This window comes from Butyrivibrio sp. WCE2006 (assembly GCF_000701985.1).
Classification (GTDB): Bacteria; Bacillota; Clostridia; order Lachnospirales; family Lachnospiraceae; genus Butyrivibrio.
Genome location: NZ_JNKH01000007.1, coordinates 47,414 through 69,270, shown reverse-complemented (window position 1 = coordinate 69,270; position 21,857 = coordinate 47,414). Strand labels below are relative to the sequence as shown.

Below are 21,857 nucleotides of genomic sequence, written 5' to 3'. Positions count from 1 at the left end.
ACGTTGTTAGAGAATGCAACAACTGCAGGAAAGCTGTTTGGCTGACAAATTTATAGGTTTAAGGTTCACTATGTTGCATGCAATGCAAATTTGGCTTTTTACAAACCAAGAAAGGAATTGATAATATTACATATTTTGTATAAAATCGTAAATGCGGTCATATGATAAAATAATATCAAGCAGGAATACACCCTGTTTTCGGTATCAAATGATATGACAAATAATACAAATGAGAAGGTTAATAACATGAACTCACCCGTTGAAATTGCAGCTAAATATGAATCTATAGGAAAGGGAAAAACGGAGTTCTCAGCTTTTAAGACATTTCTTTTAGGAATTCTTGCAGGAGTTTTTATTGCTCTTGGCGGTCTCGGAAGCCAGATAGCAAGCTGCAGCGCAGCTGATCCATCCAGTGCACGCATGATCAGCAGTGTTGTTTTCCCAATAGGACTTTTCATGGTTCTTGTTGGTGGCGCTGAGCTGTTCACCGGTAACTGTCTCATCATTATTCCTGTTTTGTCCGGAAAAGCTAGACTTTCAGGCATGCTCAGGAACTGGGTACTTGTTTACTTTGGAAATATGGTAGGCGGATTTCTTATTGCACTTTTAGCTTCCACCTCTCACATTTACTCATTTGCCAATAATGCTCTTGCAGAGTCAGTTATTGCAACTGCTGTTACCAAGGCAAATATTACTTTTAGCGATGGTCTGCTTAGAGGAATTCTCTGTAACATACTTGTTTGCCTTGCTGTATGGTGTTCGTTCTCAGCTGACGAAATTGCAGGAAAAATCCTTGCTCTGTGGCTTCCTGTAATGCTATTTATTATCTGTGGCTTTGAACACTGTGTTGCTAACATGTACTTCATCCCCGCCGGAATGCTGACATCAGCTATCTACAACCTTCCTGCAGATGGACTTAGCCTGTATGGATTCTTTGTAACAAATCTTATTCCGGTAACAATCGGAAATATAATTGGCGGATCTGTCTGCGTTGGCGCTATGTACTACACTATCTACTTAAAAAAATAATCATCAAAAGAAAAACAGTCTGTCGCAACAGGCTGTTTTTTTAGTCACATTTTTGTATATTCTTCTCAAACATTTTTTTTGGCAAAACTGTTCTGTAAAATGAAAAATAGAGTTCTTCTATTTCCTCCGTTTGTTTTCTTTGGTTCCCACAGGATAGAATCAGATAAGGTACACCAAAACAAAGCATTTTTACTCCCGTGTTATAGAAGCCGTTTCTTATATAAAAAGATAGCCTCCGCTGACACACAGTTTTATCCTCATCATTCATGGATGCATCAGGATCCTCGACTTCCAAAATGATATTATCAGCACAGCCAAGATATTCCTTTACAAGGTGCAACATTTCCCCGCCAATCCCTTTATTTCTATACTCCGGGTAAATTGCAAAATAGTCCAAAAGATAATCATTGTTCTTTTGAACAAGGAATGCGTAACCTATTATTCTCTCACCATCATTAAGTCCAAGGCATTCATATTGTCCCTGTTGAAGTGGTACAATGATCCTCACTAAGGGCCTTAGTTCATCTGGTGGGAAGTCATACACCATTCTTTCGTCATAGACCTTTTTAATTTGTTCTATATCTAATTTTATAAGATTCATTTCAATCCCAACTGCACAAAATTTATTCGCGTTACTTCTTTTGGCTTTGCTTCTACACAGACCCACCTTCTTTTAATGATACAGGTAGCATGGTCAAGTGTGGATGATCTTCAGATACATAACCTGAATTATTCAGTACACGTGACACTGTTGCCGGTCCCACATACGCCAATTTTGCTACATCTTTTATACTTGCAATATACTCACCAAAAATTGATCTTTTATTTTATTATACATTTTTTTATCACTTATATAAAATCCAACGGGAGCTATATGAAAAAAAAGCATGTTGCTTGCAACATGCTCGCGCCGAGCGCGGTTGCATTTATGCAACAATTACCATGCGCGCGAGTGCGCATCCATAGCGGAGCGTTTTTATATATTAGGGAATTCGGAGGAATTTCCTAATATATAAAAAAAGATTCCTGAATAATCTCAGAAATCTAATCCTATCGTTCTTAATCCATAATATATTCCATCATCATCATTACTTTTTGTAATATTCAAAAACCTCTCCTTTAAATCAGCAGGAGCATTCCCCATGATAAAAGGAAGTCCCACCGTCCTTAGCATTTGCTCATCATTATAATGATCACCAAATGCTATTGTCTTATCTGTCGTAATTCTCCATTTATCGCAAAGGTAACGAACTCCACTCCCCTTTGTGACTCCATTAGCCGTGATTTCAATTGATGTAGCGTCTACCCTGCATATGCTTAAATCAGAGAATCTTTGTTTTATTCCACATATTATTTCATCAAGATTATTACTGTCAAACATGCACCAGATTTTTCCCACAGGAACACTTTTTTCAAGAATACTTACACTACCTTCTGTAGATTTAGCATCTATGATCTCTTCCTCAGTTCTGATTCGTCTGTCATTTATATGGTTAACTATCCACATTTCTTCAGCATAGATATTCCATGTGCAATTAATTCTACAAGATTCTATATAAGAAATAACTTTAGTGGTAACTTCTGCTGATATTCCTTCTGACTTTAAAATATTGTTGTATTCATCAATGATTAGTGCTCCACTGTAGCATATCATGGGACATACAAAGCCATATTTTTTGAATAACGGTCTCACCCCAAATGGCCCCCTTGCAGTTACTATCGCAAACTTTATATTATTTTTTTGCAATGAGTCTATCACTTGTTTTGTACTTGGTAGCATTTTATGTTCACTATCAAGAAGTGTTCCGTCAATATCAAAAAAGATAGCCTTGTAGTCCATTATATATCTCCGAATTCTTATTTCATTATCACCTCACCATCTGATGGTAAGCTATATCCGGCTTCAGCCGGTTCGTTCTGATACTTTATAACATACACTAGTGTAATCATCATATCTGGGTCCTGTCCAGCCCAAATTATCAAAAGTCATCCGAAATATTACCAGTATGCAGCAGATAGTCTAAGGGATCATAAATATTCCAAGTGCTACCGGAATAAAAGGTTTTATGGAAACAAATTATATCTATCAATCTTCTCCCACAAGATGTACTATCTGTGGCTCATGTCCTGTAGCCGGCAGGAATTTATTAAGTATATCTGATGTCTCTATCTTCATGCTGGATGTGCAGACACATGGATGACAGCCAATAAACTCACCCGCTTTTACATCCTCATCTATCAGAAGCTGAACCTCATTATCCTTGTCTTTCATAAGTCCCATAACGCTAACAGCACCGGGCTCTATATCAAGATATTTGAGCATATCCTCAGCATCTGCAAAAGACAATCTGGCAGAACCTATCTGACTTGAAAGCTCTTTTGTCTTGAACTTCTTGTCCCCGGGCATGAGCAAAAGATAAAACTTTGTCTTTTGCCTGTTACAAAGAAACAGATTCTTGCACATGAGCGTACCAAGTGCTTTATCAATTTTCTCACAGGCTTCCATAGTTGTAGCCGGTTCATGATCAACTCTCTTAAAATCTATCCCAAGCTGATCCAGACACTCATAAACTCTTATTTCTCTATCCAAGCGACCTTCAGTTTGCTGAGGTCTTCCATTAAATATTTCCATAACTGATTCTTATTTCCTCCTCCATAAACGCCGGTTTTGCTATATCCGGAATTATAACAAACAAACTATATTTTACACTCTCTTCTTATATATCTAAACACATTGAATTATATAATTTTATATTGTATTATAGTGGTATAGAAAAATTATAGTGTATTATATGATATTATAGTCAACATTATTAATTATAGTGTTTTATACATGGAGTGTTTTTGATGAACAAAAATCCTTATGCAATCAGTTTTGGTCGTATTCCTACTCAATATATCAGCAGGGACGTAATAATTGATGAGATTACAACAACATTTAATAGTGATGTAGTTGATGAGCAGGCATTTAAAATGACCGGTATCAGAGGAACCGGTAAGACAGTCACGCTTACAGCAATAGAGAAGGCTCTGGCTGAAGAAAAGGATTGGATTATCGTCGATTTAAAACCCGGAGCAGATATTACAAATGATCTTATCGCTAAACTCTACACGGATGTAGCTTTTATTACAGACTTTATAGATGTGAACTTAAATCTTACTGCTTTTGGTATAGGTATAAGCCTTTCAAAAAAAAGTCCGGTAGCGAGTTTAGATGTAGCTCTGGAGAAAATATTGGCGGAGCTGGAAAAAAGGAACAAACGTATTTTAGTTGTAATAGATGAAGCCAGAAAAACCGATGCTTTAGTGGATTTTATACAGGAATTCCAAATACTTATAAGGCGAAATCTTCCTATATTTCTGATAATAGCAGGCCTTTATGAAGATATTGAAAGTATTGAGAATACAGACGGGCTGACTTTCTTTTTGCGCGCAACCAAATATGAGATGACTCCACTTAATATAGGAGTTATTAAGGAAGACTATAAGCAGACACTTGGTCTGTCAGATGATGTTGCGTATGAACTTGCAGTTTTAACAAAAGGATATGCATTTGCTTATCAGGCATTTGGCAAATATATGTGGGATGAAAAATGTAAGACAATCACTCCTTTAGTACTTGCAAAAGTTGACGATGTTTTAGCTCAAAAGGTATATGACAAGATCTGGAGTGAGCTTACCCCTAAAGACCAGTGGTATGTGCGATTTATAGCTGAGAAAGATGCTATGGATGCAGCTGAGTTACTTGAAATCACAAAGAAAAGTCATAGTGATTGGAGTGAACCAAGAAAGCGCCTTATCGAAAAAGGCGTAATAGATGGTAGTATACGCGGGAAAATAGTACTAAAGCTCCCTCGATTTAGAGAATATATTGCTAATAGAGATATTTGGCAATGATTATACTAATTCCAGGATGGGAGTTTTAGACTTCTATTATATTTTTATAAACTGTGTATAATAAATTTAATTGTATTTATTTTATTAACGGGAGAAGACAAAAATGGGGAAGGACCTTATAACTCTTGAACATATTACAAAATCTTATGACGGACAGGTGATTTTGGATGACCTGAACCTTCATATCTATGAAAATTCTTTTGTAACTCTTCTTGGACCTTCCGGTTGTGGAAAAACCACCACCTTAAGGATAATAGGCGGTTTTGAAAAGCCTGAACAGGGCCGGGTTATCTTTGATGGAAAGGATATTACTAATCTTGCTCCAAATAAGCGACAGCTCAATACTGTATTCCAGAAGTATGCTCTTTTTACTCATATGAACATAGAAGAAAATATAGCCTTTGGTCTAAGGATAAAAAATAAGCCCGAGAGCTATATTAAAGATAAAATAAAATATGCTCTTAAGCTGGTTAACCTTGAGGGGTATGAAAAGCGTAAGCCTGACTCACTCTCAGGCGGACAGCAGCAAAGAATTGCCATAGCAAGGGCTATTGTAAATGAGCCTAAAGTTCTTTTGCTGGATGAGCCTCTTGGCGCTCTTGACCTTAAAATGCGTCAGGATATGCAGTACGAGCTTAAAAGGCTTAAGGAAGAGCTTGGAATCACTTTCATTTATGTAACGCATGATCAGGAAGAGGCACTTACCATGTCTGACCACATTGTGGTTATGAATCAGGGATATATACAGCAGGAAGGCTCACCTGAGACCATCTATAATGAACCGGAGAATGCCTTTGTGGCTGACTTTATCGGTGACAGCAATATTATCCGCTCTACTATGATCAGGGATGAGCTTGTAGAGATTCTTGGCTCAAAATTTGCCTGTGTTGATAAGGGCTTTGGTGAAAATAAGCCTGTAGATGTAGTAATTCGTCCTGAGGACGTTGAGCTTGTAGCTCCCTCCGAAGGTACGATTAGCGGCGTTGTAACCGATCTCACCTTTAAGGGTGTACACTACGAGATGGATGTGGAAGCAGGTGGCTTTGAGTGGCTTGTACATTCCACAAAGCTTTCGGAAGTCGGAACACAGGTTGGTATAAAGGTAGATCCTTATAATATTCAGATCATGAATGTTCCTGAGTCTGAGGATGAGGAGGCCATAAGTGAAACTGTTTAAAAACTCAAAAACTGCTCCTCTAATTGCATCCCCCTATCTTGCCTGGGCAGTGATATTTATTCTGGTGCCCCTGGCAATGGTTTTCTATTATGGACTTACAGATGATCAGGGTGGCTTTACATTTGAGAACGTAGCAACGATTGCAGAATACGGATATTTTAAAGCGTTGATAAAATCTGTTAACCTTGCACTCATAAGCACTGCTATCTGCCTTGTTTTGGCATATCCGCTTGGTATGATACTAACGTCCATGAAGCTCACAAGAAACACTTATCTTGTAACACTTTTTATCTTACCAATGTGGATGAATTTCCTTCTAAGAACGCTTACCTGGATGACTCTTCTTGAGGGAAAAGGTGTTATTAATGCAGTACTGACTTTTTTGCATCTGCCTACTATTAACATTATCAATACACCATCAGCCATTGTGCTTGGTATGGTCTATAACTTCCTGCCATTTATGATATTGCCTATCTATAATGCACTTAGCAGGATTGATGATAATGTAATAAATGCTGCAAGAGACTTAGGGGCAGGAACCTTCCAGACCTTTTTGCGCATAATATTCCCATTGTCACTTCCTGGAATCATCAGCGGAATTACAATGGTATTTATTCCCGCCCTTACGACCTTTGCTATCTCGTCAATGCTTGGCGGATCCAAGATACTTCTTATCGGAAATATTATAGAGCAGCAGTTTACCCAGCTCTATGACTGGCATTTGGGAAGTGGACTTTCAATAGTTCTCATGATCTTTATAATTCTGAATATGATAGTTGAGAACATCACTGATACTGAAGGAGGTACACTGGCATGAAGAAAATTCTTAAAAGAGTTTATCTTGCTCTCCTTTTGGTATTCATGTATGCGCCAATTATTGCACTCATTGTGCTGTCCTTCAACTCCAGTAAGTCAAGGGCAAAATGGGGAGGTTTTACTCTTAATTGGTATATAGAGCTTTTTTCCGATGAAGCGATAGCCAGTGCCCTTGTTAATACCCTTTCAATCGCAGTGCTGGCAACGATTCTTTCAACAATTATTGGTACGGCCACCTGTATTGCAATGATTGGGTTAAGTTCGAAATTCAGGTCTGCAATAACTGCAGTGACCAATATTCCGATGATCAATGCGGATATTGTAACAGGTATTTCCCTGATGCTTCTGTTCAGATTTCTTCACTTAAGCTCAGGGTTCTCTACTATCCTGTTGGCACATATAACCTTTGATATTCCTTTTGTCATGTTAAGTGTTCTGCCAAGGATAAAGAATTTAAATTTTTATGTATATGAAGCAGCTCTGGATCTTGGAGCCACACCTGTTTATGGCTTTTTTAAAACAATATTTCCAGATCTTGTTCCCGGCATAATATCAGGTGCACTTATGGCATTTACCATGTCAATCGATGACTTTATCATCACATACTTTACCAAAGGTTCAGGATTCGAGACCGTATCAACTCTAATATATAACGAGGTTAAAAGAGGTATCCAGCCGGAAATATACGCATTATCTGCTATAATATTTGTAGTTGTGCTTGTTCTTCTTCTTGTGATTGACAGAGCTCAGAATAATATTGCCAGGGAGAAATGATCATTATGAAAAAGAAACTGATTTCAGTGGCACTTGTTGTCATGATAACTTGTGCTGCTTTAGCAGGCTGCGGGTCAGAGAAAACTGATTCAAACAACAAACTTTATGTCTACAACTGGGGCGAGTACATAGATGAAGATGTAATAAAGGAATTTGAAAATGAGACCGGTATCGATGTAATCTACGACATGTTCGAAAACAATGAGATCATGTACGCAAAGCTTGCACAAGATACTTCAGCCTATGATGTTATCTGCCCATCCGATTACATGATTCAGAAGCTCATTGAAAATGACATGATTCAGCCCCTTAACTTTGACAATATTCCAAATGTCAAAAATATTGGTCAGCAGTATTTTGAGACTTCAAAAGATTTTGATCCTGAGAATAAGTACTCCATTCCCTATTGCTGGGGAACAGTCGGAATCCTCTATAACAAGACCATGGTAGATGATGTTGTTGACAGCTGGGATATCCTTTGGGATGAAAAATACAAAGGTCAGATACTTATGCAGGATTCAGTAAGAGATGCTTACATGGTGGCTCTTATCAAAAACGGTTATTCACTTAATTCTAAAGATCCTGCTGAAGTTTCAAAAGCGACAGAGGATCTTATTGCACAAAAACCACTTGTTCAGGCATATGTAATTGATCAGGTAAGGGATAAAATGATCGGTGAAGAAGCCGCTCTTGGAGTAATCTACTCCGGCGAAGCAATTTATACCGCTAGAGAAAATCCTAATCTTGAGTATGTTGTTCCAAAGGAAGGCACCAATGTATGGATTGATTCCTGGGTTATTACCAAGGGATCCAAGCATGTTTCCAATGCTGAAAAATGGATTGATTTTATGTGCCGCGGTGATATTGCTCTTAAGAACTTTGAGTACATCACCTACTCCACTCCCAATACCGAAGCTCAGGAAAACATCGAAGATGAAGATATCAAGAACTCAAAGGTTGCTTTCCCTGATCTTTCTACTATGAATGTTGAGGCTTATCAGTATCTCGGTGAAGAAACCGATAAGCTCTATTCAAATGAATGGATGAAAGTTAAATCCGCTGATTAAGGATTTAAAACCAGAATTTCTTTTGAAATGGAAATGCCAGGAATCTAAACAGACTCCTGGCATCAGTTTTTTTTACGAACTGTATATTATTTCGTATATCGCTTTATAAAGATCGTTTTCAATATTCATTTGCTCAAGGCTCTCCATAATCTGATCCGGAGTATCGCCGTTATCTACAGCCCAGTAAATATCGTTTTTAAGAGCAAAAGAAATTTCAGCCTGATTAAGAAAATCAAATATTACACTTTTTACAGCATTCTTCTTTAAGCAGATGTCAGCAGGAATCGTAATGGTTATATCCTTATCCAAACTACACTCAGGCATGTTTACAATAAGCTGATTAAGCTTTTCATTGTAGGAAATCTCCGCACCTATTGGAGTACTTCCATCAGATACGGTAACATAACTTTGGAGACCACCCTTGTACTTACTCATATCTGCGCCATGAATTACAATTCGGTAATCTCTCTTCTTGGGAAGAAGACTGATATTACCTGTTGGAGCCTTGATGGTAAAACTCTTTTCATCAGACCACTTCAGGATAAATTCTGTAAATACAGCATCTCCATCCACATAACCCATACTTACATTGTCATCTTCATACATTGTGAAGCTGCCATTTTTTCCTGCATAAGCATGAATTACAAGTGAATCCGGATTAGTAGTTACATCCTTAGTTCCTATTTTGTCCGTCATTGGAATGATTCCTCCCTCCGGTACAAACAGAGGTATCGATTCCAGGGTGCGGTAACAGTCTATGTTTCTGCCTCCTGAGTATATGACATCTGTAAAGAAATCATAGTAATTACCTTCCGGCAGGTATGTTGTGGTCTTTGCCACATTTATGCCTTTGATACACTTACTTGTCACAGGGCTTACTATCATTTCTGTTCCAAAATAATACTCATTTTTTACTTGTTCGTATGCCTGCTCAAAGGCCTCATCCGGCATAATGTTATAGTACAAAGGCTGTATGATTGGCTCATCAAATTTATATGCCCTGTAATTCATGGTATAAAGATATGGCAACAACTCATGCCTTAACCTAAGGAATCTCTTCATTATTTCGCTTATATCTTTTCTAAAGCGCCAGGGTTCTTTTCCATTGAATTCATTTTTTTCCGAATGAAGTCGCATGATAGGTGAAAAGACACCAAACTGATACCATCTGCATTCCAGCTGATCATCCTTATAACCATGAGTGTGACCGCCTATATCATGACTCCACCAGCCATAACCTATATTTGAGGCTGTAGCTGTAAAATAGGGCTGAAACTGCAGTGATTCCCAGGTTACAACTGTATCTCCTGAAAATCCTATAGGATATCTGTGGGATCCGGGTCCTGCATATCTTGAAAAAGTAAGAGGCCGCAAACCATTCCTTCCACTATCGAGATAATGATAGTGATTTAATATCCAGAGAGGATCAAGCCCTTTTAGTCCCGTTTTTGTGCCTTGCTGCCAGTCTATCCACCAAAAATCAACTCCGTCTTTTTCATGGGGATGACAAACATACTCCAGATAATTTTCTATGAACCTGGAGTTTGCAGCATCAAATTCAACGGTCTCCTGGTTTTGAATATCTACTCCCATTTTTTCTGCTATATCGTGATAACAGTCCTCGTAAGCTCTTATCCCATCAGCAGGATGGAGATTCAGCGTGACTTTCATACCTCTGTCATGCAGATATTTCATGAATTTCGGGGGATCAGGAAAAAGCTTCTTGTTCCAGGAAAATCCGGTCCAGCCGCTTCCATACTTAGGATCAATATCAACAAGATGCCAGTCCATATCTATTACTGCTACAGAAAAAGGTATTCCTTCATCATCAAATCGCTCCATAAGCTCTCTGTAGCTTTTTTCAGAGTATTCATAATATCTGCTCCACCAGTTACCAAGTACGAATCTGGGAAGCATTGGCGTTTTGCCTGTAAGAGTATAGAAATCATGCAGGCATCCCTTATAATCACTACCATATCCAAACAGATACAAATCTGTTTCCGCATGCTCACGCAGAGCTACCCAGCCATCTTCCGTAATAACAAGCGATGTTGAATCATCATGAAGACCCCAACCGTCTTTTGAAACAAGACCTGCATCGATTGGACAACTTCCATTTACTTCATCGAGAGTTCTTATTGTTCCGCCAAGGTTACCCGCCATTTGAGCTTTTTTCCCATAGTACCAGTGACCGACATGAGATGTTTTACTGTCCTTTATTTCTACCTGAAGCCCTGTTTCACCAGGCTCCTTTTTATCATAATAAAGATGAAGATATCTTGTCTTAATCTCAATCCTTTCAGAAGTCTTATTCAGACTAAAAGACACCTTTGGAAAATCTCTGTTTAGCACAACCTGCGTTGCTCTGTCTTCAAATACCTGATCTTTACTGTATTCAAATCTTATGAGTCTTTCAGTTAAAATCGTAATCCTGTAATTTCCCTGGCATATTACATTCTCCGGTTTTGAAACAGGATGTCTCGTAATGTTCAGTGTTTTATTCATCTTAGTCCTCCAACTTATTCCTTAACCGAACCTATTACGATTCCTGTTATAAAGTACTTTTGTAAAAACGGATAAATGAGCATTAGCGGAATAACAGCCACTACGATTTTAGCAGCATTCAGGTTCTGCTCGGATACCTGCGAAGCCCTGATAATGTCTTCCATTGTACCGTGCTTTACTATCTCTTCCATGTTTATGGTCAGGCTCTGAATATAAGTCATAAGCGGATAGTTCTCTATTCTTGTGATGTATATAAGTCCGCTATAGAAATCATTCCAACTGCCTACGATACTAAAAAGTGTTACCGTTGCAAGAACCGGCACAGAGCAGGGAATATATACCCTGGTGAGAACCTGCAGCGGATTTGCACCGTCAAGGACTGCTGCTTCCTCCAGAGACTTTGGTATTCCGAGGAAGAAATTCATCAGCAGTATTACATTAAAAATCGGAACAGCTCCCGGAAGTACCAATGCCCATATAGTATTTAGCAGATGATACTTTTTTATCGCCAAAAATGTCGGAATCATTCCGCCATTAAAGAGCATGGCAAAAATAAGAATGTTCATATAAATATCTCTTCCGTGGAACTGTTTATTGTTCTTGGTAAGCGCGTAAGCCATGCTGACTGTCAGGGAAAGGTTAATGATGACCGCCAGAATTACGCGCAGAATAGATATTAAAAAGGATCTCCAATATTGAGCATCTGTAAGAATTTCCTCGTAGGCCACTGTATTAAATCCTATTGGTATCAGTGATACCATATTTCCTTCTACAGCAGAGGCTTTTGAAAATGATATTGCCACGATATACCACAACGGCAAAAGACAGCAAAGCCCCAGGAAAACTACAATTCCATAGATGCAGATAATACCGGTTTTTCCAGCTATTTTCTTTGTATTCATATGTATTTTCCTTCTCAGAATATTTTACTGTCTGTATATTTCTTAGCCAGATGATTAGCAAGCATCATAAGCACAAAGGCTATAACTGATTTCAAAAGTCCTATAGCCGTTGCAAAACTATATTGCATTGAAGTAAGACCTACCCTGTACACATAGGTGTCAATAATATCACCTGTCTCATAAACCGGCGCAGTATAAAGGTTATAAACCTGATCAAAGCCGGCATTTAGTATACTTCCAAGGCTCATGGCGCACATAAGTATTATGACAGAGCGCATTCCGGGCAGGGTTACGTGAATCACTCTGTCCCACCAGTTTGCACCATCGATTTTTGCAGCTTCATGGAGACCCGGATCTATTGCAGTAAGAGCCGCCAGATAGACTACGGAATTATAGCCAAATTCCTTCCAAACATCACTTCCTATCAGCAGAGGTTGGAAAAAGGAATTGCTGCCTAAAAAGTTGACTCCTGTTCCGAGTACTGCATTTACAAATCCATCAAGCCTGAAGAGATTTTTAATGGCTGTTGCAAGAATTACCCAGGACAGGAAGTGAGGTAGATAAACAACTGTCTGAACACCTTTTTTCAGCCATACATGTTTTATTTCGTTTAACAAAATTGAAAAAGCTATTGCCATAAGCGTTCCTATCACAATCTTGCCGACTGCGATAACCAGCGTATTTCTGAATATGTTAAATCCATCGGGAATTTGAAAAAGATAGATGTAATGCTTAAGACCGACGAACTTGGATCCCAGAAATCCCTTCGCGGGCTTAAAATCCTGAAATGCCATGATGATACCAAGCATAGGCACGAGGTTAAATAATATAACGAATACCATGCCCGGTAACATCATGCACTGATAGAACACTTCTGAGGCAATATTTTTAGTTTTAATCTTACTAGCAGTATTATTCTTTGCCATATTGCACTCACCCGTATTTTATTTATTTGTTAGCGTAGTACTCTTCCATTTCTGCAATGATATCAGCACCACCGTAATCCATCCAATCCTGCTTATACTGTTCGAAGTATTCGATAGGCTGCTCACCTGTTACAATCTGGATATATGCCTTAAGCTCAAGAGTATCCAGAGCAGCTTTTTTCTGCTCCATTGCTTCAAGTGTCGGTGGATAAAGGGGTGATACCCAGTTGGCATTACCATTTTTATTAAGTCCGTCGATGGCTGCACCAAGACCTACGATTCTTGAATTATAGAATGACCATCCTGTACGTGTTTCTTCTGTTACATTTTCAGGATCCTTCAAGTACTCAAGCATGATAGATGAGCTGTTCTTGTTCTCTGCTGTCGATGTATCCTCGGGCTTAAGCTCTCCCTTGAGAACAGCCTGATGCTCATTAAAGTAAACATCTTTGGTTGTAGAAGGCAGACATTCGATCTGTACAGGCTTTGTGAAGTTATCACCGCCGTTCTGGACAAATGACATTACTTCCGGTGCTGTATCAAGAGTTTCATGTACAAGCTCATCAAAAAGTACATTTTGGATCTTTACTGCAGCTTCAGGATGCTCGTAGTCTTTTCTTACAACAATGAAGTTATTGGTCGGATTTTCATGCGCAAGATTTACCTTGCCTGTTGAATCCTTAATTGTGTAAGCAATGTACTCAGCCTCCGGATTGGCATCCTTAACATGTGAAAATCTCCAGTCAGGCATATGCCATGCGCCAAATGCGATACCGCACTTATTATCAATCAAAAGAGCTGTAACATCCTCATAGGTTCTTGTACCAAACTGAGGATCAAGAATTCCCTCTTCAAACCACTGGTGTAAGATTTCCCAACTCTTCTTGTTTGCATCTGATAATGTAGACCATGAGATTGTTCCATCACCGTTATCAAGCCATTTTCCTACAAATCCGCCATTTGCATTGGCAATCCACTCAGCATCACCGATGCCATCACTCATAGCGATACCGATTGTTCCCTTACCAGAAACATCTTCCTTTACGAAAGCTCTTGCTACATCTGCAATTTCTTCATAGCTAACGCACAGATCCCCGTCCTCATCAGGGTTGATATTCAGCTTGTCAAGCCAGTCTTTTCTTATCCAGCAAAGTGTAGGAACACCATTATCAGCATTGGTTCCCGGAAGAGCCATCAGCTTACCGTCAAAGGTAACCATATCAAGACCTCTTCCCTCGAAGGAATCGTAGATCTTCTTTATATAATCACTGGCGTATTCATTGTATACATCTGTTAAATCGCAAAGCAGATCGCTTTCTACAAGATCAACCAGAGTGTCATAGCTTGTAACCGTAAACATCTCCGGGATATCTCCACTTGATGTTGCAAGCGCTATATTGTTCTTATAATCCTCATCTGCTGCTTCAATCTCATCTGTAAATGTAATGTTGAGATTATCTGTCACATATCTGGTATAAGGATTATCCTCAAGAGTATCTCCCGGAAGAAGTGTGGATACTGTGTGCTGTGAAGCCAGTCTTCCGATATGAATATTTAGCTCATCCTCATATGGCTCAAATCCTTTAAATGCTGCCTCATCCCCATTTGAAGAAGCATTTTCCTTATTGTCATTACTTTGTGTATTATCCTGAGCTACCTGTGTTTCCGAAGCAGAATTTGTGTCCCCACCTGTGTTTCCGCAAGCAGTCATTGTAAGTACTGCTGTTGAGAGTACGGCACAGGATATTATTCTTTTTGCCCTTCTCATTAACATAACATTCTCCCTTTTACTTGTTTTTTGTTCCCCATTAGCTAATGTATCGACACAGATATAGTAGCATTCGATTTTTATGGATTATATATAAAATTTTTTGGATTTGTATCATTTTTTTAGGACATTTTATTTTACAGATTGTGCTTCCTTTTTTTATTGATATAATGAATTTTGTAAAATCGTTTTAATTTCGGAGGAATGCACATATGTCCTATAATATGCTGATTGCTGAGGATGAAAAAAATGAATATGATCTTGTAATTTTCCTGCTGCAAAAGCTGGGACTTATGGAAACTTTTAATGTACTCCACGCATCAAATGGCAAGCAGGCTCTTGATATACTTGGCGGCACTCCGATTGATGTTCTTCTTACAGATATAGAAATGCCATTCGTAAGTGGTATTGACCTTGCTAAAAAGGCGCGTGAAGGCAATGACGAACTGCCGATACTTTTTTTTAGCTGCTACGATAATTTTTCATATGCAAAAGCTGCTCTGTCTGTTCATGCATGTAATTATATGTTAAAACCATTAGATCCAAAAGAGTTCGAGGCAACCATGGACAGCACCTTGAAACTCCTTGATAACGCAAGCCAAAAGAAAGAGCTGCCGGAAACAAAAATAAGCGGAACTGACGGCGGCAAGCATTCCGTTGAGCTTGTAAAAAAATATATTAAAGCCAATTACTATAAAGATATATCACTAAACAGCCTTGCTGAAATGGTCTACTTAAACACAAGCTATCTGAGCACAATATTTAAAGCAGAGACCGGCTGCGGAATCAACAAATATATCAAAAATGTCCGCATGGAAAAAGCCAGAGAGATGCTTCTGACCACCAATATGAAAATTGCTGATATTGGAATCAGTGTAGGCTTTAAAAATGACTCCTATTTTGTAAAAAGCTTCCGTGATCATTTTGGGAAAACACCTGAAAAAGTAAGAAGTGGAGAAAACTGAGATTATGATAAGCGGTATGTCCTGGTATCAAAACCTTAAATTCAGAAATAAAATTCAGATAATATGTTTTGTGGTTAGTCTGATTCCTGTAATACTATTAGGAGCCTTCTGTACTATACAGTCCAGAAGGCTTCTGGTTTCTCAGGAAAAGAATAATATCAATAATGTTCTGGATCAGGCATCATCTTCTTTAAGTCATTATCTGTCTCTTCAGGAAAGTATCATAACTACCCTTGCCTGGGATGAAGCCATTCAATCAGCTGTGGACAAAAAATATGGCAGTAACTATGAGATGTTCCTTGCAAATACTGAGGTTTTTGACTCTAAATTTCTTATGATACAGGCCATGCATCCTGAGATTGAGGGGATAACTCTTTATACAGAGACCAACCTGTATCCCCACGGGACCACACTTAAACAACTGTCAGACCTCCAGGAGTATAGCTGGTATTCTGATGCTCTCTCAGCCCAAAAACCCTTCTACATATTCGATAAAAACAGCAGCAAATTCTTATTGGTATATCTTGTTCCCTGCCGTTTTTATAATAATATCATGACTATCACGTTGTCCTACGACTATGCGTTTTCTTCCTATAAAACATTATTTGAGGATGATTATGCGATTGGCATATATGACAGTGTGGGACAGCTTATTTTTGACTATTCCACTTTTTCTAATGCTCCCTCCGAATTATTCTTTGAACAGAATTTGGAGCAGACACTTGGTAAAAATGCAGGTTCCGGATATTTTAGAGAAATCTCTACAGAAGATTCCCACGGCTGGAATATCATTGTTTTCAGACCGCAGAAATTTATAACAAGTACCGCCAATTCATTTATTCTTGTCATCATGGGAATGATTGCTTTATGTATAGTTTCCATGATCTACCTTGGTGTGGTTCTATCCAAGCATCTGGTAGAGCCTCTTGAAAAGCTCGCAAACAATATGGATCAGATTCAGGCTGATAACTTCACAGTAACCGTAAAAAGCAAAAACAATGATGAAATAGCCAAACTCATAAGCGCTTTTGATAACATGGCAAGACGTCTCGAAAACACCATTCACGAGCTATATATTAATAAACTTGCGAAGCAGGAATATAGGCTTCAAATGCTACAATCTCAGATAAATCCTCATTTTCTGTACAACTGTCTGTCCATGATAAACAGTAAAGCTATACAGGCGGATCAGTCTGAGATCAGCAGCATTGCGCTTCAACTGTCCACTTTTTACAGAACTACCCTGAATAAAGGGCACAATACAACCAAATTGGCAGATGAATGGAGAAATACTTTATCATATCTGGAGATACAGAGGATGCTCCACTCAGACTCCTTCGTATTCAGTTATGATGTCGATGAATCCTTGTTTGGCTGCAGAGTCATCAACCTGATAATTCAGCCTCTTGTTGAAAATTCCATTGTTCACGGCATAAGATACAACGATAAAGAAGACTATATTGGAAAGCTTTATATCAGCATAAAAAGGGATGATGAAAATATACTCATTACCGTGAAAGACAATGGCTGTGGTATGGACAAAAATACGCTGGACAACATTCTGACAGCAGAAACAAAGGGCTACGGTATCAGAAACGTTGACCAGCGTATAAAGCTCTATTTTGGTCAGGAATATGGCATTTCCTATGAAAGCGAGATGGGGATTGGCACAACAGCTACCATAAAGCTGCCTTTAAACTAAATACTTTCATTCTCAAGCTAACCTAATATCAGGTCATACTAATTGTTATCTTGTCAGATCCTTCACCCACTTGTATTTTCTAAAGTGCAGCATAACCCACGGGATTTTGCCCACTTCATCAAGACATGTGCAGGCGTAGACAGCAACCACAGGCCAGTGGAATACAAAGGCACCAAGAAATGCCACAGGAATGGCTATTCCCCACATGCAAACCGCAAGACTGTAAACATCAAACATCGTGTCTCCTCCTGCGCTGAAAATCCCGTTTATTATTATTGTGTTTACGCAGCGACCAATCATGTATATCGCCATAACCACCATCATTCCGATCAGATAATTCCTGGCTGTATCTGTAAGTATCATGAATTTTACAACCGGAGCAGTTACAAGCAGTACAAGTGCGGTACTAAGAAATCCAATAACAAATGAGATTTTTGCAAGACGAATACCGTACTCTTTTCCCTTATCCAGTTTTCCTGCACCCAGCTCATTTCCAACCATAATGCCGCCGGCGCTGCTGATTCCGTTACACATACAGCAGAACAGATCTCTTACTACGGCAGCAATGGAATTGGCTGCAGCTGCGTCGCTTCCAAGATGTCCCATTATTGCTGTATAGGATGTAAATCCAACTCCCCAGAAAAGTCCACCACCAAGAAGTGGCAGAGCCACTTTGATAAAATCCATCCTCAATCCCGGGAAGGTCCTGAACAGATAGCTATATTTGGGTTTGAGGAAACCACGCTGATATGTTGATCCAATTGCCCAAATAATCTCGATTATTCTTGCAATAAGTGTCGCAAGTGCAGCACCCTGTGCTCCCATCGCCGGAAGTCCGAACAATCCAAAAATAAATACCGAGTTTAATATTACATTTATCACCACTGTAACGGTGCTGATAAGAGCACTTCTAAATACATGGTCTGTAACCTTCATAATTGTAAGATAGCACTCTGCTATTCCTGTAATGAAGTATGACCAACCTGCAATTCTGAGGTATGAAGCACCGATATTTATCAGATTCTGGTCACTGGCAAAGATTTTCATTAGAAGCTCAGGTATGCAAAGGCATGCCACCGCAAATGCTATCGATACAACGCCCACAGTTCTTATCATCATGGCGAAGATTTTGTTTATGGTGTCTTTATCACTTTTGCCGTAATACTGTGCTCCCAGTATGGAGCCTGCAACTGTGGCTGCAGTCAGTATCATGTTCTGAATAAACTGAACCTGCGTAGCCAGCGATACTGCCGCCATCTGGTCCTGTTCTATCCTTCCAAGCATAATAGCATCCGCAGCTGCCACCGCTGCCAGCATAAGACTCTGAAATGCTATCGGTAATGTCAGTCGCACAAGTTTCTCATAGAATACTTTATCCTTAAAAAATCTTCCCATAAGTCCTCCCGTGAATTGTTATTATTTTATCCCTCTGTCTGTCCTACCTCTTTTTCCCGCAAACGCTTGAAACTCATAACGATTGAATTTATGCAAGTATCCCCAAACAGCCCAATTATCGGTTTTCATTCAATATATTACATTTTAATAGAATAAACGCTATAACGGTAGTCAATAAATCAGAAATAAATTGGGTTGCAATTATTCCGTTTAATCCAAGGAAGCTTGAAAGCAGAATTATCATCGGCAGGAATACCACACCCTGTCTGCATAAGGTTTGTAATGCTTGAGGGTAAACCAAAGTTATTACCATTCCCATTACCACAGGAAGCGCCATTTTCATATAAGCCTTGGGGATTGATTCATTTTCAAATAATTCGTTGTGCATTTTCACTTTCCTTTTAAAAAAAATCCATAACCCGAATGGATTATGGATTTCCTTACCGTGACCAATTGCTCAGTCCTACTAATATTTAATATGCTTCATGCTAACACAGTTGTTTTCTCTCGTCAACATCACTGACACAACCTATATCAGGAATACAATGAGCTGGCTTCTGTTCTTTTACATCATGCTTCTTCATTGTTCCCATAAAAGATACCATCCTATCGTAATTTAAATAATAGCATGTAATTTATTGCATTTCGTAATCAAGGAATTAAATTTCAATAAAATTCTAATAATATGCGCGTGATGGCATTTATCGATTATATGAAACACAAAATGAAAAAGGACAATAATATAAATGACTGATATAATATGTTATAGAAAGTATTCTGTTTTACCGTTTTTTGCAGGTCCAAATGACATAAGGAGTTACGCTTGTCAACTACCACGCACCTAAAGGTACGTGGCTTGCGACTACCCAGTAGTACGTCTACGACTCCTACCTTTAATACGGTGTAACTTCCGTGGTGTCGCATTAACAGGGTGATTGACAACACCCTTTGTATAAGAGATATGCTCTTATACAACTGTATCAGGTACTCTGTACGCAGACCTCACGGACTGCATATTCCCATGCCGTACAGTAAACGCGGATGCTTGAGTATATTTTACGCCGTCGCAAGACTTTGGGCGGCAACCTCATATATACTTACCAATGTACAAAGAGTGCCTTTGGCGAGCAACACACCTAACGGTTTTCTCTTGGAACCTGTTGCTAAGTATATTATAGCACATATGTTTGTGTATAACAATTTACAAGGCTCCTCCCACCTGCTAAAGCAAGTGGGTTTCCGCCTACAACAACTGAAAGGATTTTATTTATGAAAACAGAAATCCGGTCAAAACTGAGAGTCTATATTTTTATGGCGCTATGCTGCGATCTTGGTCTTTTTGCCAAAAAACTCATATCACCGGCAGCCAATGTGATCACAGAGTTCCTGCATATACCGGGTGGTATCGCCACCAGTTGTTCTCTTATGTTCCTTATTATTGCCGCATCCATGATACCTGCTTTTGGCTGCGGAACCCTCATGGCGATAGTGCAAAGCGTTTTGGCACTATGCTTTGGGATGACAGGAAGCATGGGACTACTGGCGCCTGTGGGATATATTCTGCCGGGGCTTACAGTCGATATGGTCCTTTTTATCACGAGAAAAACTGCAAAAGATATGTCTTTGGGCATCATGATTTCATCCATCGCAGCTTCAATCACTGCAAGTCTGACCGCCAATTTTCTGGTATTCCGGCTGACCGGAATTGTACTTATATTATATGCATGTGTTTCAGGTACAAGCGGCTCCATCTGCGGACTTCTGGCTGCCCAGCTGGTGAAACGCCTTAAACCTGTCATATTATCAGAAAAGGAAATCCAATGAAAAAAAGTAATCTCATTATCGTCATTGTACTTTTGCTAATAACTACAGTTTTCACAGTCATTTATCTGCCCAGTCGAACTGCGTCCGCCCCCGGATCTCTTACCATTACATACGAAGGAAAAGATATTTCGGTAGACCCGTTTAAGGCCCCGGCCGTTGATGTTCAGGGCACAACCATTAACGGAAAAGGCAAAGAAAACGTAATATCAGATACCGGAGTGACGCTTCTTAGCGTCCTTAATCTTGCTGATATTACGTTAGATGATTTTTCTGTGGCAAAAATCGTTTCCACTGATGAATACTCTGCTGAATTAACAGCAGCTGAGATTTCTTCAGACGGAGTCGCATATCTTACAAGTTCTACAGATGATGCAGGTGCATTAAAAATCAAACTGGTTGTTTTTGGTGACAGTAATTCTAAACGCCAGGTTAAGGATGTTGCGAGGATAGAGTTAAAAAAATGAATTTCAGCGGAATAATACTTGCAGGCGGCAAAAGCAGCCGCATGAAAACTGATAAGTCAAAGCTCCTCCTTGGCGGGAGGATTCTGCTTGAAATTCAGATAGAGAAGCTTGAAAACCTTGGATGCGATGACATCATTGTATCTGGAAAAAATTTCCACTCTGCTAACGCCTTGACACCGCCCGGCTCAGATTCCCTTGCTGACCCCCACCAGAGTCCATACGTCAGTCAGGTTTCTGACCTTATCCCGGACCTTGGTCCAATGGGCGGGCTATATTCCTGTTTCCTCAAATGCAAACATAGCTGCGCCCTGGTTATGAGTGTTGATATACCCCTTCTCTCAGAAGATACCTTAAACATGCTACTTGCTGCACATCTGGACAATAATCCCGATGCCACCGTTTTGACATATAATGGTCACCCTGAGCCTCTTATCGGTGTTTATAACACCTCCCATGCAGATTTGTGCAAAGAGCTTATAGACAATAAAAAACTGGCAATCAGAGCCCTCCTTGAAAGACTTGATTGCCAGTATTATGATTTTCATGGTAATCCTTACGAACTGCTAAACTGCAATACTCCTGAGGACTATGAGCAGATTTTGCATATTTTTCCTAATGAAAAATAAATATGCAGCCTACTTTCTGT

20 protein-coding genes and 1 pseudogene are annotated in these 21,857 nt (G+C 39.2%); 11 read left to right on the top strand and 10 right to left on the bottom strand.

The features are described 5' to 3' along the window. The first annotated feature begins 213 nt into the window (after positions 1 to 213). Positions 214 to 1,029, top strand: a complete 816-nt coding sequence (locus tag T501_RS06695) for a formate/nitrite transporter family protein (protein WP_442856348.1) — start codon at positions 214 to 216, stop codon at positions 1,027 to 1,029. 40 nt (positions 1,030 to 1,069) lie between these two features. Here T501_RS06695 and T501_RS06690 read toward each other — a convergent pair whose 3' ends face one another. From T501_RS06690 to T501_RS06680, 4 genes and pseudogenes are all read right to left on the bottom strand, one after another. After that, a complete protein-coding gene (locus tag T501_RS06690; RefSeq protein ID WP_081843064.1) occupies positions 1,070 to 1,630 on the bottom strand; it encodes a GNAT family N-acetyltransferase in 561 nt (186 codons plus the stop codon). 109 nt (positions 1,631 to 1,739) lie between these two features. Further along, a pseudogene (locus T501_RS22675) lies at positions 1,740 to 1,829 on the bottom strand (LacI family DNA-binding transcriptional regulator); the annotation flags it as partial. A 236-nt stretch (positions 1,830 to 2,065) separates the two neighbouring features. After that, a complete protein-coding gene (locus tag T501_RS06685; RefSeq protein WP_044913937.1) occupies positions 2,066 to 2,869 on the bottom strand; it encodes a Cof-type HAD-IIB family hydrolase in 804 nt (267 codons plus the stop codon). Positions 2,870 to 3,115: 246 nt separating this feature from the next. Beyond that, positions 3,116 to 3,661: a prolyl-tRNA synthetase associated domain-containing protein gene (locus tag T501_RS06680; RefSeq protein WP_044913936.1), complete on the bottom strand. Its 546-nt coding sequence runs from the start codon at positions 3,659 to 3,661 to the stop codon at positions 3,116 to 3,118. A gap of 215 nt (positions 3,662 to 3,876) precedes the next feature. Between T501_RS06680 and T501_RS06675 the strand changes: the two genes are divergently transcribed. From T501_RS06675 to T501_RS22495, 5 genes are all read left to right on the top strand, one after another. Then, complete coding sequence (locus tag T501_RS06675; RefSeq protein WP_044913935.1) at positions 3,877 to 4,926, top strand: ATP-binding protein; 1,050 nt, start codon at positions 3,877 to 3,879, stop codon at positions 4,924 to 4,926. Between the two features lie 103 nt (positions 4,927 to 5,029). Next, on the top strand, positions 5,030 to 6,103 hold the full coding sequence (locus T501_RS06670) for an ABC transporter ATP-binding protein (RefSeq protein WP_044913934.1): 1,074 nt from the start codon (positions 5,030 to 5,032) through the stop codon (positions 6,101 to 6,103). After that, positions 6,090 to 6,920 carry an ABC transporter permease gene (locus T501_RS06665; RefSeq protein ID WP_026511378.1) on the top strand — a complete coding sequence of 277 codons (831 nt, stop codon included), beginning with the start codon at positions 6,090 to 6,092 and terminating at the stop codon, positions 6,918 to 6,920. The genes T501_RS06670 and T501_RS06665 overlap by 14 nt, the downstream gene beginning before the upstream one ends. Then, a complete protein-coding gene (locus T501_RS22500; protein ID WP_044913933.1) occupies positions 6,917 to 7,693 on the top strand; it encodes an ABC transporter permease in 777 nt (258 codons plus the stop codon). Before T501_RS06665 ends, T501_RS22500 begins: the two co-directional genes overlap by 4 nt. 5 nt (positions 7,694 to 7,698) lie before the next feature. Beyond that, positions 7,699 to 8,760 (top strand): ABC transporter substrate-binding protein, encoded by a 1,062-nt coding sequence (locus T501_RS22495; RefSeq protein WP_044913932.1) that lies wholly within the window; start codon positions 7,699 to 7,701, stop codon positions 8,758 to 8,760. 72 nt (positions 8,761 to 8,832) lie between these two features. On the opposite strand, the gene T501_RS06650 is transcribed toward T501_RS22495, so the two are convergent. Genes T501_RS06650 through T501_RS06635 form a run of 4 tightly spaced genes read right to left on the bottom strand, consistent with a single transcriptional unit; the run spans position 8,833 to position 14,867 of the window. After that, positions 8,833 to 11,265, bottom strand: coding sequence for a glycoside hydrolase family 31 protein (locus T501_RS06650; protein ID WP_044913931.1), 2,433 nt, complete (start codon positions 11,263 to 11,265; stop codon positions 8,833 to 8,835). Positions 11,266 to 11,279: 14 nt separating this feature from the next. Beyond that, positions 11,280 to 12,167 (bottom strand): carbohydrate ABC transporter permease, encoded by an 888-nt coding sequence (locus T501_RS06645; protein ID WP_044913930.1) that lies wholly within the window; start codon positions 12,165 to 12,167, stop codon positions 11,280 to 11,282. 14 nt (positions 12,168 to 12,181) lie between these two features. Then, positions 12,182 to 13,093: an ABC transporter permease gene (locus T501_RS06640; RefSeq protein WP_081675348.1), complete on the bottom strand. Its 912-nt coding sequence runs from the start codon at positions 13,091 to 13,093 to the stop codon at positions 12,182 to 12,184. Positions 13,094 to 13,115: 22 nt separating this feature from the next. Beyond that, positions 13,116 to 14,867 (bottom strand): extracellular solute-binding protein, encoded by a 1,752-nt coding sequence (locus tag T501_RS06635; protein WP_044913929.1) that lies wholly within the window; start codon positions 14,865 to 14,867, stop codon positions 13,116 to 13,118. A 206-nt stretch (positions 14,868 to 15,073) separates the two neighbouring features. On the opposite strand from T501_RS06635, the gene T501_RS06630 reads away from it, so the two are divergent. Together T501_RS06630 and T501_RS06625 are read left to right on the top strand one after the other, a co-directional pair. After that, a complete protein-coding gene (locus T501_RS06630; protein WP_044913928.1) occupies positions 15,074 to 15,826 on the top strand; it encodes a response regulator transcription factor in 753 nt (250 codons plus the stop codon). Then, the gene (locus tag T501_RS06625) at positions 15,813 to 17,528 is read left to right on the top strand and encodes a sensor histidine kinase (protein WP_155994800.1); all 1,716 of its coding nucleotides are present in this window, start codon (positions 15,813 to 15,815) and stop codon (positions 17,526 to 17,528) included. Before T501_RS06630 ends, T501_RS06625 begins: the two co-directional genes overlap by 14 nt. A 45-nt stretch (positions 17,529 to 17,573) precedes the next feature. On the opposite strand, the gene T501_RS06620 is transcribed toward T501_RS06625, so the two are convergent. Next, positions 17,574 to 18,923 carry an MATE family efflux transporter gene (locus T501_RS06620; protein WP_044913926.1) on the bottom strand — a complete coding sequence of 450 codons (1,350 nt, stop codon included), beginning with the start codon at positions 18,921 to 18,923 and terminating at the stop codon, positions 17,574 to 17,576. 115 nt (positions 18,924 to 19,038) lie between these two features. Beyond that, a complete protein-coding gene (locus T501_RS06615; protein WP_044913925.1) occupies positions 19,039 to 19,311 on the bottom strand; it encodes a hypothetical protein in 273 nt (90 codons plus the stop codon). Between the two features lie 881 nt (positions 19,312 to 20,192). Between T501_RS06615 and T501_RS06610 the strand changes: the two genes are divergently transcribed. Genes T501_RS06610 through mobA form a run of 3 tightly spaced genes read left to right on the top strand, consistent with a single transcriptional unit; the run spans position 20,193 to position 21,837 of the window. Next, positions 20,193 to 20,747: a hypothetical protein gene (locus T501_RS06610; RefSeq protein WP_044913924.1), complete on the top strand. Its 555-nt coding sequence runs from the start codon at positions 20,193 to 20,195 to the stop codon at positions 20,745 to 20,747. After that, on the top strand, positions 20,744 to 21,211 hold the full coding sequence (locus T501_RS06605) for a hypothetical protein (RefSeq protein ID WP_044913923.1): 468 nt from the start codon (positions 20,744 to 20,746) through the stop codon (positions 21,209 to 21,211). The genes T501_RS06610 and T501_RS06605 overlap by 4 nt, the downstream gene beginning before the upstream one ends. Next, on the top strand, positions 21,208 to 21,837 hold the full coding sequence (gene mobA, locus T501_RS06600; protein WP_044913922.1) for a molybdenum cofactor guanylyltransferase: 630 nt from the start codon (positions 21,208 to 21,210) through the stop codon (positions 21,835 to 21,837). Before T501_RS06605 ends, mobA begins: the two co-directional genes overlap by 4 nt. The last annotated feature ends 20 nt before the right edge of the window (positions 21,838 to 21,857 follow it).